A 14553-nucleotide genomic window follows, 5' to 3' on the forward strand; every position below is an offset into this window, starting at 1 on the left:
ATTACTGCGCCAATCGATAAGGGCATTTATCCGTAAATGAATAATTGTTACCGCTGGAGTAAACTACAAAGTTACAATCGTACTTTTCAGAACTACAAAAGGAGTCGGGATGAACGAACAATCCCAGGCCAAATCACCAGATACCCTGCGAGCGATGGTCGCCGGGACGCTGGCGAATTTTCAGCACCCAACCCTGAAGCATAACCTCACCACGCTTAAGGCGTTGCACCACGTCGCCTGGATGGATGATACGCTGCACGTTGAGCTGGTCATGCCGTTCGTCTGGAACAGCGCGTTTGAGGTCTTAAAAGAGCAATGCAGCGCCGATCTGTTACGTATTACAGGCGCAAAAGCGATCGACTGGAAACTGTCGTACAACATTGCGACGCTGAAACGCGTCAAAAATCAGCCTGGCATTAATGGCGTGAAAAACATCATTGCCGTGAGCTCCGGTAAAGGCGGGGTGGGTAAATCGTCCACGGCGGTAAACCTGGCGCTGGCGTTAGCGGTTGAAGGCGCAAAGGTCGGGGTTCTCGATGCCGATATTTACGGCCCGTCGATCCCAACCATGCTTGGCGCAGAAGATCAGCGCCCGACATCGCCAGACGGTACGCATATGGCGCCGATTATGTCTCACGGCCTGGCGACCAACTCGATCGGTTATCTGGTGACTGACGATAACGCGATGGTATGGCGCGGCCCAATGGCCAGTAAGGCGCTGATGCAGATGTTGCAGGAGACGCTGTGGCCGGATCTGGATTATCTGGTACTGGATATGCCGCCGGGAACCGGGGATATTCAGCTAACGCTGGCGCAGAACATTCCTGTTACCGGCGCGGTGGTGGTGACTACGCCGCAGGATATCGCGCTAATCGACGCCAAAAAAGGTATCGTGATGTTCGAGAAGGTGGAAGTGCCGGTGCTCGGCATTGTGGAAAATATGAGTATGCATATTTGTAGCAACTGCGGCCATCACGAACCGATCTTCGGCACGGGCGGCGCGCAGAAGCTGGCGGAAAAATACCATACTCAGCTTCTGGGTCAGATGCCGTTGCATATTAGTCTGCGCGAAGATCTCGATCGCGGTACGCCGACGGTGGTTAGCCGTCCGGAGAGCGAATTTACCGCGATCTATCGCGAACTGGCCGATCGCGTTGCGGCACAGCTTTACTGGCAGGGTGAAGTGATTCCGGGAGAAATCGCCTTCCGCGCGGTGTAATCCTCCTGACGTATTCTAAAGAGAATATGGCATTCACTGCATTAATATATATTGATGCAGTGAATGTATTAATAAAATAATAGCCCCCGCATTGTTAATTCCTGCTTAAACAGACAGGTGTTTATCTGAAATAATCGGCAAAAACATTATTTGAATTGATCATACCTATCCTACTGATTTATTTTTTCAATTGGTTTTAAGGTATCGATACGTTCATCCTGCTCATCAGGACGGCCTGCATACTGTTTGACGTTCACCAGAGGAACAATTGCTCACTATGAAAAAATATTTGCTGATGGGAATTATAGTTTCGGCTTATGGGATAAGCGTACCTGTTTTTGCCTCCGACACCGCAACATTAACCATCAGTGGAAAAGTGACCGCGCCAACGTGCAGTACAGAAGTGGTAAACGCACAGTTGCAGCAGCGTTGCGGCAACACTATCCACGTTTCAACGCTGCAAACACCCGCCGCTACGCCGATGAGAGGTGTGACAACGCAGCTATACACGGTGCCTGGTGATAGCACCCGACAGATTGTTGTTAATCATTACGACTAATTCTTATTAATTCCGCAGGCCCATATCATTGACATCAATGATATGGGCTTTTTTTTATTTGTTGTGTTTATATTTAAGGACAGTAAATTTCGGAAATTAATAAGTTTACAAAATAATGATAAGCAATGATTATTTGTTGCAATTATATTGCAATCTGTAAATTGTTTTAAATCAACAAAACATCGTGTTTACATTGCGATAACTTCCTGTCTGTGAGAATTTTCTTTGCAAGGGTTAATAACTCTTAACAAATAGAAATTACTTCATTAAGGAAGAGATTATGAAACGTTCACTTATTGCTGCTTCTGTATTGTCTGCTGTATTTATGAGCGCTGGGGCTTTTGCTGCTGATGAAGATATGGGTGAATTAAAAATCAACGGAGAAGTGGTAGGAACATCCTGTACGTTCGAAGGCGCAAATAGCGCGACTATTGAATTATCCCAGGTAGGTGTTGATAGATTGACTGACTTAAACCCTGGCGATATATATACAGGATACACTAGTCCAGAAGCGATTTTAAAAGTAAAATGTTCGAATACAGCTAATCCACGAATTAGTTTTAACCGTTCTCAATTTGTGGATAATATGCAAATCACCAAAAATAATGCTACTAATAATGGTGCGGGCTTCGCTGTTTATCTTGATGGTATTCAGGTGAAACCTGATGAGTCGGGGAATTACACTCTGAATTCAAGTAAGTTTGAAAATGGTGTATATACCCTGAACTTTTCTGCCCGCTATGCCGCCGTTGAAAATACTGTAACACCAGGTTCTGTTGAATCTGTACTGACAATGACGGTATTAACTGATTAACAATCTTTTTTTGGCGGCTAAGCTTTTAGCCGCTTGTATCTCTTTTATAAGGTTATCGGCCATGAAACGGATGATTGCATTATGCCTGGCTTGTGCCGCTATGCCTGCGTGGAGCGGCATTTATATATATGGTACACGTATTATTTATCCGGCGCAGAAAAAAGATATTACCGTACAATTAATGAATGACGGTAAACGAAGCTCACTCATCCAGGCGTGGATTGATAACGGTGATACCAGCCTGCCGCCAGAAAAATTACAGGTTCCATTTATTATGACCCCACCTGTAATTAGAGTCGCGGCAAATTCAGGTCAGCAATTAAAAATAAAAAAACTCGCTAATAACTTGCCTGGCGATCGTGAAAGTCTTTTCTACCTCAATGTACTGGATATTCCACCAAATTCAGACGAGAACAAAGATAAAAACATTATTAAATTTGCGCTACAAAACCGGATAAAGTTGATCTATCGCCCACCGGGGGTACAGAAAGTCGATAAAGCAACATTTTCCCGCTTGCAGTTGCTTCGTGCGCCAGGGAGTATTAGCGTGAAAAATAATTCCGCAAACTGGATCACTATTCCAGAAGTTAAAGCAAAAAGTAAAGTAAATAAAGAAACCTTATTACTGGCTCCATGGTCATCGCAGAGTATCACCACAACGGCAGTTGTAAATAGTTATACCGTGACGCTAATTGATGATTCTGGGAATTATTTAAACGAGACTATCAAAATAGAAAATTAAAAGCGGGGAATTAACCTAAGGATAGATAATGGAAAAGTTAAACGCCATCACGCTGTCACTTTTTGCAGCGTTGCTTACTTCACCCGCCTGGGCTGAAGAAGAAACATTCGATACTAACTTTATGTTCGGTGGGTTGAAAGGTGAAAAGGTGTCCCGTTATCAGATTGATAGCACCAAACCCATGGCTGGCGTTTATGAGATGGACGTTTATGTCAATAAAGAATGGCGTGGAACTTATGAGGTTAATATTCAGGATGACCCCGATAGTACCTGTATTTCTCCGGATCTGATCGCCAGCCTGGGAATTAAATTTACCCCGCAGAGTACAACAGTAGAAAATGAATGTATTGCGCTGAAAACGGTGGTTCATGGAGGTAGTGTTTCTTATGACACTGCCGCTTTTAACCTTTATCTGAGCGTCCCTCAGGCTTATGTGTTGGAATATGAAGCGGGCTATGCGTCTCCAGAGACATGGGACCGTGGAATTAACGCTTTTTATACATCGTATTATGCCAGCGAATATTACAGCCATTATAAAAGCGGCGGTAGTGAGAAAAATACTTACGCAAATTTTGTCAGCGGATTGAATCTGCTTGGATGGCAATTACATTCTAACGCTAATTTTTCCAAAAGTGACAATTCAGCTGGCAAATGGCAGAGCAATACTCTGTATCTGGAACGTGATTTCCCGGCGGTACTGGGGACAACGCGTCTGGGGGAACAGTACACTAGCGGGGATATGTTTGATACGGTGCGCTTTCGCGGGGTGCGCTTCTGGCGTGATATGCAAATGCTGCCGCACTCTAAGCAAAATTTCGCTCCGGTTGTGCGTGGCGTGGCGCAAAGTAACGCCCTGGTGACGGTTGAACAGAATGGCTTCATTGTTTATCAAAAAGAAGTTCCGCCTGGCCCCTTTGTATTTGAAGATCTTCAGCTGGCAGGGGGGGGAGCCGATCTGGACGTGAGCGTTAAAGAGGCTGACGGTACTGTTTCACGGTTTATTGTTCCGTATTCTTCCGTTCCCAATATGGTGCAGCCCGGCGTAGCAAAATATGATTTCGCCGCCGGACGAAGCAGAATTGAAGGAGCCTCTCAGCAAACTGATTTTCTCCAGGGAACCTATCAGTACGGGGTCAATAACCTGCTAACGTTGTATGGCGGAACGATGTTAGCCAGCGATTATCGCTCATTTACCCTTGGCACTGGGTGGAACACGCTGATTGGCGCGGTATCTGTCGACGGTACGTTGTCTCATAGCAAGCAGGATAATGGCGATGTTTTTGATGGGGAAAGCTACCAGATTGCCTGGAATAAATATCTCCCGCAATCAGCCACCCATTTTTCTCTGGCAGCATATCGCTACTCATCACGTGATTATCGCACTTTTAACGATCATGTCTGGGCTAATAACCGGGACAACTATCGTCGCGATGATGACGATATTTATGATATTGCAGATTATTATGAGAATGACTTTGGGCGTAAAAATACTTTCACTCTCAATATTAATCAGACGCTACCCGATGGGTGGGGATATTTTACTGCCAGCGCCCTGTGGCGCGACTATTGGGGGCGTAGCGGTACAGGCAAGGATTATCAGTTAAGCTACAGTAATACCTGGCAGCGGCTCAGTTTTACGCTATCGGCAACCCAGACTTATGACAGCGATAACCGTGAAGATAAGCGCTTTAATATCTATTTATCGATTCCCTTAACATGGGGAGTAAAGGAGAATGGGGGAAATCGTGATATCCATTTATCGAATTCCACCACCTTTGACGATCAAGGTTATGAGGCGAATAACACCAGCCTTAGCGGCACGTTCGGTAATCGCGATCAGTTTAATTATACGACTAACCTCAGCCAGCAGCGACAGGAACACCAAACGACATTCGGGGGATCAGTAACCTGGAACGCCCCGCTGGCGACGGTCGGCGGCAGTTACAGCCAATCCAATCAATATCATCAGGTGGGCGGAAATATTCAGGGAGGGCTGGTTGCATGGGCCGATGGCGTGCATTTAGCCTCTCGCCTTAATGATACTATCGCGATTATTAACGCGCCGTACCTGGAAGGCGCGGCGGTGCAGGGGCGTCCCTATTTACGTACCAATGCAAAAGGTTATGCCGTATTTGAAGCATTGACGCCATACCGGCAAAATTTTATCTCTCTTGATGTCTCCGAGAGTGAAAGTGATGTCGCTCTGCTGGGAAACCGTAAAGTTACAGTGCCTTATCGCGGAGCCGTAGTGGTGGTTGATTTTGAAACAGAGACCAGTAAACCTTTTTATTTCCTGGCGCGGCGCGCAGATGGCGAGCCTTTAACGTTTGGTTATGAAGTGGAAGATGACGAGGGAAATAATGTAGGACTGGTAGGTCAGGGGAGCCGGGTATTTATTCGTACTGAAAAGGTTCCCGTTTCGGTAAAAGTCGCAACAGATAAACAACAGGGTCTTTTCTGTAAGATCACTTTTGATAAACAGATTGATGAAAATAACGTTTATATTTGTCGGTAATCTTTAGGTGACGCCATGAAAAGACTACTATTTTTATTAATAATGATGCAGTTTACGCAGTTGGGTTACGCGGCGTGTAATGCGACCTTAACCAACACGAAGGATTATACGATTCAATCCGATAGCTTAATGCTGGGGGGGGAGGAGTCAGCCATTATTACAAATGGTTTCACTGATGCCAATTGTTCTAATAGTGATGTTGTGACTAAATTAGAGACATCCGATCATATTATTGGTATGGGGCCGAATGATAGTGTTAAGTTAAAATTAAAAGTTGAATGGCAAAGCAGTAGTGCGATAAATATGCGCAACCAAAACGGTGTAATTGAAGCCCCCTATAAGATAACGATTTCAGAAATAAACTCACTGGAGGCGGTGACTGTGTCTGCCAGGGGGGGATACTCGGTTACGATAGATAATATAACGGTGATGTCGGGTGCAAAGAATCAATGGAGCGGTAGCGATTGGGTGGTATTTATTTTAAAATATATTGGCTGTTGGGGGAATAGAGAGTGTGTTGCGAACGTTATCACTGATCTGAATGGGAAAGGCGTTTATAAAGCCAATTTAACGATAAATTACAACCGTAAAGAAACTACCTGCGCCCCCCAGAATCTCACCATCACGCTGGACCCGGTGCCTATGACTAAACTCCGCACTAAAGGAGAGGTTAGTGAATTTTCTAAGCAGGGTGATATTATTCTGGATTGCAAAAATCAGGTACGGAATGCGATGCTGACATCACGGCAAATAGCGGTGAATCTACGTAGTGATTTAGTCTGGGATGAGAATGAAGCAGTCCTGAAACCGGATAACGATAATGGCGTTGGGTTTATCTTAAGAGATTCAAATAGGAGCCTGCTTAAAATAAACAAAGGAGCAGCGATAAACAGTATTTTCAAAACCTATGCCAAAGGCAGTGCAGTGAATTCGGTGGAAGCTATTCCTGTCTTTGCCACATATTATGTTCTTGATCCTGCAAAAGTTAAAGCGGGGCCATTACAATCGAAAGCATTAATCGTGGTATCTTATAATTAATTTTATGCTGTACGCACTCTTTATACAAAGAGTGCGTATATCATTATCGATGATAAAAAATCTCGCCATCATAGGCTTTGATGATTTTTCCATCGGTATCGTTAATCAGTACATACGCGCCGCCCATATAGGTCCAGTGAGTACCGGCATCTGGCGCGGGCAGATTACGTAATTTCCACTGTTTAATATTATACTCATCGGTGCGGTACATTTGCGGAACGGTATCGCCGGGCTTGAAGTGGGTGAAGTCGGCGATAAAGCTTTTTAACTCATATTGATCAATGCCCGTTGTCGCGGGGGCGGCCCATGCAAAACTGGTTGCAAGCAACAGCGCGCAAGGCAGCAACTTACTTTTCATACTTTTACCCTCCACATATGCGGGTCAGTTAACATCGTGTGTATCATTTCTGCTGGTGGCGTATCTGACAAGCGCTATTTTGTTATCTCACGCCCCTTTTCGTAAAAAGTGTAAACGAAAGCGTCGTGCAGCAACATATCCGCCAGCAAGTTTGCCAGAACCGAATAGGTTTTGAGAACTATCTGATAACGCTGAAATTATCGTCCGCCGCTGGCTGTAAATTTACATTGTCTGGCGCAGACAGTATGCTTAATAGCGAAACCCCGCTTAACACGGCGGGGCTTGACGACTCGGGGTGCCCTTCGTTGTGAAGGCTGAGAAATACCCGTACCACCTGATCTGGATAATGCCAGCGTAGGGAAGTCTGACACTGCTCGTGTCCCTTCTTCACGCGGGCAGGAGCTGAACCATGCAGCCTGACCTGCACTGCCGCACGCTTGCGGCGCATACGTTAAAACACTTTCGCGCGCTCTCCCCGCTTACGCACTGTATGACGAATGACGTCGTACAAACGTTTACCGCCAATACGTTGCTGGCGCTGGGCGCTTCACCCGCCATGGTGATTGATCCTGTCGAGGCCAGACCGTTTGCCGCCATCGCCAACGCCTTGCTGGTTAATGTCGGAACATTAACCGCCTCACGCGCTGAAGCGATGCGTGCGGCGGTAGAAAGCGCTTATGATGCCAAAACGCCGTGGACGCTTGATCCTGTCGCAGTAGGCGCGCTGGAATTTCGTCGGCGATTTTGCCTGGATCTCTTGTCCCTGCGCCCGGCGGCAATACGCGGCAACGCCTCGGAAATCCTGGCGTTATCCGGCATGGCGCTGGGCGGACGCGGCGTAGATACCACCGAGGCGGCGTTGGCCGCACTGCCTGCGGCGCAGGCGCTGGCGCGTCAGATAGACTGCATCGTGGTGGTCACCGGCGAGGTAGATTACGTCACTAACGGTCAGCGCACGCTGAGCATTCCCGGCGGCGATCCGTTAATGACTCGCATTGTAGGCACCGGCTGCGCGTTGTCGGCGGTCGTCGCCGCCAGTTGCGCGTTACCGGGCGCCGCGCTGGACAATGTCGCGTCGGCCTGCTGCTGGATGAAACTGGCTGGACAGACCGCGGCAGAGCGTAGCGAAGGACCGGGCAGCTTCATCCCGGCTTTTCTTGATGCGCTCTATCATCTGGATGTAGAGGCGGCCAATGAAGAGAATTAACGCGCTGACGATTGCCGGTACCGATCCCAGCGGCGGGGCCGGTATCCAGGCGGATCTCAAGACCTTTTCCGCGCTGGGCGCATATGGCTGTTCGGTCATCACCGCGCTGGTGGCGCAAAATACCTGTGGCGTACAGTCGGTGTACCGGATAGAGCCGGACTTTGTCGCCGCTCAACTTGATTCCGTGCTCAGCGATGTGCGCATTGATACCACGAAAATCGGGATGCTGGCGGAAACCGATATTGTCGAGGCCGTGGCGGAACGACTACAGCGCCATCATGTACGTAATGTGGTGCTGGATACGGTGATGCTGGCGAAAAGCGGCGATCCGTTGCTCTCGCCCTCTGCGATAGAAACATTACGCGTCCGGCTGTTGCCGCAGGTATCGCTGATTACGCCTAATTTGCCGGAAGCCGCAGCGTTGCTGGATGCGCCCCATGCGCGTACGGAACAGGAGATGCTGGCGCAGGGGCGGGCGTTACTGGCGATGGGGTGTGAAGCGGTATTGATGAAAGGCGGGCATTTAGAGGATGCGCAAAGCCCGGACTGGCTCTTTACCCGTGAGGGCGAGCAGCGTTTTAGCGCGCCGCGTGTGAACACCAAAAATACGCATGGGACGGGCTGTACGTTGTCGGCGGCGCTGGCGGCGTTACGGCCCCGGCATCGCTGTTGGGGAGAGACGGTAAACGAGGCGAAGGCATGGCTTTCGGCGGCGCTGGCGCAGGCGGACACGCTGGAAGTGGGGAAGGGCATTGGTCCGGTACATCATTTCCACGCGTGGTGGTAGTATACTGCCTACAGACCCGTCGTCAGGAAAGATAAATGGAACAAGCGCATACCCGGCTCATCGCGCAACTGAATGAACGAATTTCAGCGGCGGATAATACGCCGCTATACATGAAATTCGCCCAGACGGTAAAGGATGCCGTGCGCAGCGGTATTCTTGAGCACGGTAATATTTTGCCTGGCGAACGCGATCTCAGCCAGCTTACTGGCGTCTCGCGCATCACGGTACGAAAAGCGATGCAGGCGCTGGAAGAAGAGGGTGTCGTCACGCGCGCCCGCGGCTACGGTACGCAAATCAATAATATCTTTGAATATTCCCTGAAAGAGGCGCGGGGATTTTCTCAGCAGGTTGTCTTGCGCGGCAAAAAACCGGATACGCTATGGGTTAACAAACGCGTGGTAAGTTGTCCGGATGAGGTCGCGCAGCACCTGGCGATCCCCGCAGGCAGCGACGTCTTTTTACTCAAACGCATTCGTTATGTTGATGAGGACGCGGTATCGATTGAAGAGTCCTGGGTGCCCGCGCATCTGATTCATGATGTCGACGCGATTGGCATTTCGTTGTATGACTATTTTCGTCGCCAGCACATTTACCCTCAGCGTACCCGATCTCGCGTCAGCGCCCGGATGCCGGATGATGAGTTTCAGTCGCATATTCAAATGGATGGTAAAGTGCCGGTGCTGGTGATTAAGCAGGTGGCGCTCGATCAGCAGCAGCGGCCTATTGAATACAGCATCAGTTATTGTCGTAGCGACCTATACGTTTTTGTGTGCGAGGAGTAGCGCCTCGCGTGTGGGCGCGCAGTCGCCGCCGCGATGCCCGACCACCCAGCTCGCCACCGCATTTCCCAGCAGTACGGCATCCGCGAGCGACCAGCCTGACGCCAGTCCTGCCAGCACGCCGCCAGCATGGCTGTCGCCCGCGCCGATGGTATCCACCACGGTTGCCGGAAACGCTGGCACAACGCCGGAAGATTGCGCGCTAAAATACCACGCTCCGTCTTTATCGTGGCGCACTACCAGCGGCGCGGAAAAGCGGTTTACCCATGCTTCGCCGAAAGTGCGCGTATCGGTCGCAAGTCCGGCGCGTTCCGCGGCGATGATGGCTTCCTGGCGATTGAGGGAGACGATGGGCCGGCAGGCCATAATGCGCGCCATTGCATCGTCTGTAATATCACCGATTCGTGGGCCAAAATCGATAAAAGGCGTTACATCGTCGACGGTTTCCAGCCACTGGATCAGTGGCTCGCCACAGGACGAGGCCAGTTGATAGCCGGACAGGTAGACAAGACTGCCCCGCGGTGTCCTGAGCTGCGACAGCCAGTCCGCATTCCACTGGTTTTCCACGCCGCTAAAAGACATAAACGTGCGTTCGCCATCCGGTTCGACTAACGCCAGACACCAGCCGTTATCTCCTTCAACCGCGTCAATCACGCTGGATAATCCCTCTTTTGCCAGACGGCGGCGAATCCTCTCCGCCCACACGCCCTGGCCCAGTGGCAGCGCATTGCTGGCGTCAATCCCCAGTCGTTTCAACGCCACGGCAATATTCAGCGCACAGCCGCCGACATTGACGCTCTGTTGTTGCAGTTCAATATCGCCTCCGCGACGCGGCAACGTCCAGGCGTCGGCAATGATATCGATCACTGCCGCGCCGATAACGGTGAGCGGACGCCGGGTATGCAGGGTCGGTAATAATGTCAGCAACCGTGCGCCGCTCATAGTGCCTCCCGCCGTTGACGATAACTCGCCAGCGCAACGGCATAGCGCGCAAAATCCAGCTGATTAACCTCGTCCAGCGTTTGCTTTAACTGGGGGTTAATGGCGCTTACCCCGTGCAACGCGCCGCAAATGGCGGTAGCCATCGCGCCGATAGTGTCGGTATCGCCGCCGAGGTTAGCGCACAGCACGGCACAGCGGTTAGGATCGGTATTCGCCAGTTCCACCATGGCGATAGCGCAGGGAACCGATTCAATGGTGCTGGTTCCCGCGCCGATGATCTGATAGAGCTGTTCGCTGGCAGATTCGACGCCGTCGGCGCGGCGGACAATGTTTAGCGCCAGTTCCAGACGTGCCGATAGCGAGGCGCTAAACGTGGTAATACGCGCTGTCTGCGCCTGATGGGCGACGGCGGGGAGCGAGTCGGCAATACTTTGCCACGTGTCGCCGTTAACCGCTCGCGAGACGGCCCAGGCGACAACCACGGCGCCAGCCACCGCCAGATCGGATTTATGCGTCGGGCTGGAGGCTAACGCTACTTCTGCTATAAAGGCTGTCAGGTTAGTTGGCGGCAACAGGCAGCCCAACGGCGAAACGCGCATGGCCGCGCCGTTAGTCACGCCGTTATTTTCCAGCGCCGCGATGGGTTTGCCGTCGCGAATCGCATTCAGCGCAATTTTTGACGTCGGGCCGAGTACATTTTTATTGAACGCATCAAAGCGTTCCGCCCAGGCGAGGATGTTACGTCCAATAATCTCGGGATCAATACTGCCTTCGCATTCGAGTAGCGCGTCGGCCAGGCAGAGCGCCATTGCGGTATCGTCCGTAAACTCCGCGCGGTTAAAATAGCAGGCGGCATTATTCTCTTTTGGCCCGGGCAGAAAGCGGTCAATCCAGCCGAAATGCGCTTTGACGCGCGTTCTCGGCCACAGCTCAGAGGGCATTCCCATCGCATCCCCTAACGCTTGCCCGTAAAGAGCACCGAGAATACGTTCTGCTTTCATTTTACTTCCCCTTGTGTCAACGCAATATCGCGATCGTCAATAGCAGTGATCTCTTTGTCCGATTCGCGAAAGAAAATCATAAACAGTAGCGCGATGACGGCAATCATCACTGCGCCAAACGTCCACATGCCCGCCCAGTTGAATGTCAGACCGTTAACCGGTTGCGGATAAGCAAACATTTTTTCCATCATCACGCCGCCGAGACGATACCCCAGCAGGCTGCCGAATCCCTGACAGCAGAGGGTGATAAGCCCTTGCGCAGCGGTACGCATATGAACCGGCGCTTTTTTATCGACATAAATGTAGGCGGTGACGTAGTAGAAATCGTAACTTACGCCGTGCAGCAAAATACCGAGGAACAGCAGGGCGTAAGTGAAGTACGTCTCCGCGCCGCCATAGACAAAAAAGCCGTAGCGGATCGCGGCGGTAATAAGACCAAGCAATAATACCTTTTTAATACCAAAGCGCTTAGTGAAAAAGGGCAGCGCCAGCATAAAGAAGATTTCAGAGAACTGGCCGAGCGTCATCCAGCCGGTGGCGTTTTTCATTCCCACTTCTGTCAGATAGCCGTTAGCGAAGATGTAGTAGAAGGCCAGCGGCATCGCAAACAGGAAGGAACAGAAGAAGAAAACGAGAAAGTTTTTATCGCGCAGCAGGACCAGCGCATCCAGCCCCAGCATCACTTTAATATCCATCTTGCCGGTGCTTTTTGGCGGCGTGTCTGGCAGACAGAACGCAAATACGCCCAGCAACGCTGAACTTGCGGCGGTTATGAGCAGTGGAATGTTGGTGGGGGAAATATCGTTATAGCCTAACATTTGCGGCAGGAATCCACAGGCGAGGCCGGAGGCAATCCACCCAATGGTTCCCATAACGCGAATGCGTGGAAAATCGCGTTCAACGTCCGGTACGTTAGCGAAGGCAATGCTGTTTGTCAGCGCGATGGTCGGCATATAGGTCAATGAATAGGCCAGAAGCAGCGGAAAGAATCCGGCAAAGGTGGTTTGCTGCGCCGCGAAATACATCAGCACGGCGCCTGCAAACATCAGTACCGCCAGGACTTTTTGCGCCGAGAAAAAACGGTCGGTAACGGAGCCGACCAGAATCGGCGACAGGATCGCCGCAATGGCGGTACAGGCATAAGACCAGCCTATTTCACCGGCGGAAAACCCGCTTTTATTTAGCCATAGCCACAGGGGGACGAACCAGGCGCCCCAGATAAACCACTCCACGAACATCATGAACGACAGTTTAAAGGTCGTTTTCATTTTTGAATCCTTCATGACAGGTAAGGTACGCCACGACAATACCATTTAATAATACCTTTTAAATACCATTGAGCATTAATTTTGACCGATCTAACACTTTTTCGGACGTGAATCGAGTCAGCAGATAGCGCCGAAAAAATGCGCTAAAGTTGGCAAAAATGGTCGGTCAGTACCAGGCTTATTGCGACCCGCAATCTGCGGGGCAGGACTATTCACCTTCCGATACCTTATCGGAACTTACGGGAGCATAGCTATGACTGATATTGCGCAGTTGCTTGGCAAAGACGCCGACAGCCTTTTACAGCATCGTTGTATGACCATTCCTTCCGATCAGCTTTATCTACCCGGCAAGGATTACGTTGACCGGGTGATGATTGACAATAATCGTCCACCAGCCGTTCTGCGTAATATGCAGACGCTCTATAATACTGGTCGCCTGGCGGGAACAGGATACCTTTCGATACTGCCCGTCGATCAGGGAGTGGAGCACTCCGCCGGCGCTTCTTTTGCGGCCAACCCGCGCTACTTTGATCCAAAAAACATTGTTGAATTGGCGATTGAGGCCGGCTGTAACTGCGTGGCCTCTACCTACGGCGTACTGGCCTCGGTTTCACGGCGTTATGCGCACCGTATTCCGTTTTTGGTCAAACTGAATCACAACGAAACATTGAGCTATCCGACAGAGTACGATCAGACCCTGTACGCCAGCGTTGAGCAGGCGTTTAATATGGGCGCCGTGGCGGTAGGCGCGACGATCTATTTCGGTTCGGAACAGTCTCGTCGCCAGATTGAAGAGATCTCCGCCGCTTTTGAGCGTGCGCATGAGCTGGGTATGGTGACCGTATTGTGGGCTTACCTGCGTAATTCTTCCTTTAAAAAAGACGGCGTCGATTACCATGTATCTGCTGACCTGACGGGGCAAGCCAACCATCTGGCCGCTACGATTGGTGCGGATATTGTGAAACAGAAAATGGCCGAGAATAATGGCGGTTATAAAGCGGTCAACTTCGGCTATACCGACGATCGCGTGTACAGCAAACTGACCAGCGATAACCCGATTGATTTGGTTCGTTACCAGTTGGCGAACTGCTATATGGGACGCGCCGGGCTTATCAACTCCGGCGGCGCGGACGGCGGCGATACTGATCTCGGCGACGCGGTTCGTACCGCGGTGATCAACAAACGAGCCGGTGGAATGGGGCTAATTCTGGGACGTAAAGCCTTTAAGAAATCGATGGCTGATGGCGTGAAGTTGATTAACGCCGTACAGGATGTCTATCTGGATAGCAAAGTCACCATCGCCTGAGTTTAACGAAGAAAAGCC

The 14553-nt window shown here is 50.5% G+C and carries 14 protein-coding genes and 1 riboswitch; of the genes, 10 read left to right on the forward strand and 4 right to left on the reverse strand.

The genetic code is table 11. The annotated features are described in order from the left end of the window. Positions 1–109: 109 nt before the first annotated feature. The 6 genes from apbC (at position 110) to LDB27_RS07800 (ending at position 6887) form a co-directional block, all read left to right on the forward strand. Positions 110–1219, forward strand: coding sequence for an iron-sulfur cluster carrier protein ApbC (gene apbC / locus LDB27_RS07775; RefSeq protein ID WP_001005425.1), 1110 nt, complete (start codon positions 110–112; stop codon positions 1217–1219). A gap of 277 nt (positions 1220–1496) precedes the next feature. Then, positions 1497–1778: a YehE family protein gene (locus LDB27_RS07780; protein ID WP_000760404.1), complete on the forward strand. Its 282-nt coding sequence runs from the start codon at positions 1497–1499 to the stop codon at positions 1776–1778. A 280-nt stretch (positions 1779–2058) separates the two neighbouring features. After that, on the forward strand, positions 2059–2592 hold the full coding sequence (gene yehD / locus LDB27_RS07785) for a fimbrial protein YehD (RefSeq protein ID WP_000830680.1): 534 nt from the start codon (positions 2059–2061) through the stop codon (positions 2590–2592). Between the two features lie 61 nt (positions 2593–2653). Beyond that, on the forward strand, positions 2654–3334 hold the full coding sequence (locus LDB27_RS07790; RefSeq protein WP_000827109.1) for a fimbrial assembly chaperone: 681 nt from the start codon (positions 2654–2656) through the stop codon (positions 3332–3334). Positions 3335–3362: 28 nt separating this feature from the next. Beyond that, entirely contained in the window at positions 3363–5849 is a 2487-nt protein-coding gene (locus LDB27_RS07795) for a fimbrial biogenesis outer membrane usher protein (protein WP_023231101.1), read from the forward strand. A 15-nt stretch (positions 5850–5864) separates the two neighbouring features. Continuing rightward, entirely contained in the window at positions 5865–6887 is a 1023-nt protein-coding gene (locus LDB27_RS07800; RefSeq protein ID WP_000825909.1) for a fimbrial protein, read from the forward strand. A 43-nt stretch (positions 6888–6930) separates the two neighbouring features. Here LDB27_RS07800 and rcnB read toward each other — a convergent pair whose 3' ends face one another. After that, entirely contained in the window at positions 6931–7245 is a 315-nt protein-coding gene (rcnB, locus tag LDB27_RS07805) for a Ni(II)/Co(II) efflux transporter accessory subunit RcnB (RefSeq protein WP_000837534.1), read from the reverse strand. 281 nt (positions 7246–7526) lie between these two features. After that, positions 7527–7623, forward strand: a riboswitch (TPP riboswitch). Between the two features lie 31 nt (positions 7624–7654). On the opposite strand from rcnB, the gene thiM reads away from it, so the two are divergent. The 3 genes from thiM to LDB27_RS07820 are packed head-to-tail and all read left to right on the forward strand — an operon-like array spanning position 7655 to position 10021. Further along, positions 7655–8452, forward strand: a complete 798-nt coding sequence (gene thiM, locus LDB27_RS07810; protein WP_001182171.1) for a hydroxyethylthiazole kinase — start codon at positions 7655–7657, stop codon at positions 8450–8452. Beyond that, positions 8439–9239, forward strand: a complete 801-nt coding sequence (thiD, locus tag LDB27_RS07815; protein WP_000822248.1) for a bifunctional hydroxymethylpyrimidine kinase/phosphomethylpyrimidine kinase — start codon at positions 8439–8441, stop codon at positions 9237–9239. Before thiM ends, thiD begins: the two co-directional genes overlap by 14 nt. Before the next feature lie 35 nt (positions 9240–9274). Further along, the gene (locus LDB27_RS07820; protein WP_000434062.1) at positions 9275–10021 is read left to right on the forward strand and encodes a GntR family transcriptional regulator; all 747 of its coding nucleotides are present in this window, start codon (positions 9275–9277) and stop codon (positions 10019–10021) included. Here the strand turns inward: LDB27_RS07820 and LDB27_RS07825 are convergent. The 3 genes from LDB27_RS07825 to LDB27_RS07835 are packed head-to-tail and all read right to left on the reverse strand — an operon-like array spanning position 9995 to position 13229. Next, positions 9995–10960: a PfkB family carbohydrate kinase gene (locus LDB27_RS07825; RefSeq protein ID WP_000012011.1), complete on the reverse strand. Its 966-nt coding sequence runs from the start codon at positions 10958–10960 to the stop codon at positions 9995–9997. The two genes, LDB27_RS07820 and LDB27_RS07825, sit on opposite strands and share 27 nt — an antisense overlap. Beyond that, positions 10957–11961, reverse strand: a complete 1005-nt coding sequence (locus LDB27_RS07830) for an ADP-ribosylglycohydrolase family protein (protein WP_000642800.1) — start codon at positions 11959–11961, stop codon at positions 10957–10959. Before LDB27_RS07830 ends, LDB27_RS07825 begins: the two co-directional genes overlap by 4 nt. Next, on the reverse strand, positions 11958–13229 hold the full coding sequence (locus LDB27_RS07835; RefSeq protein WP_000858692.1) for a nucleoside permease: 1272 nt from the start codon (positions 13227–13229) through the stop codon (positions 11958–11960). Before LDB27_RS07835 ends, LDB27_RS07830 begins: the two co-directional genes overlap by 4 nt. A 253-nt stretch (positions 13230–13482) precedes the next feature. Between LDB27_RS07835 and fbaB the strand changes: the two genes are divergently transcribed. Then, positions 13483–14535 carry a class I fructose-bisphosphate aldolase gene (gene fbaB / locus LDB27_RS07840; protein WP_000129590.1) on the forward strand — a complete coding sequence of 351 codons (1053 nt, stop codon included), beginning with the start codon at positions 13483–13485 and terminating at the stop codon, positions 14533–14535. The last annotated feature ends 18 nt before the right edge of the window (positions 14536–14553 follow it).

Origin of the sequence: Salmonella sp. JXY0409-18, from assembly GCF_020268625.1 — a bacterium.
Taxonomy (GTDB): Bacteria; Pseudomonadota; Gammaproteobacteria; order Enterobacterales; family Enterobacteriaceae; genus Salmonella; species Salmonella enterica.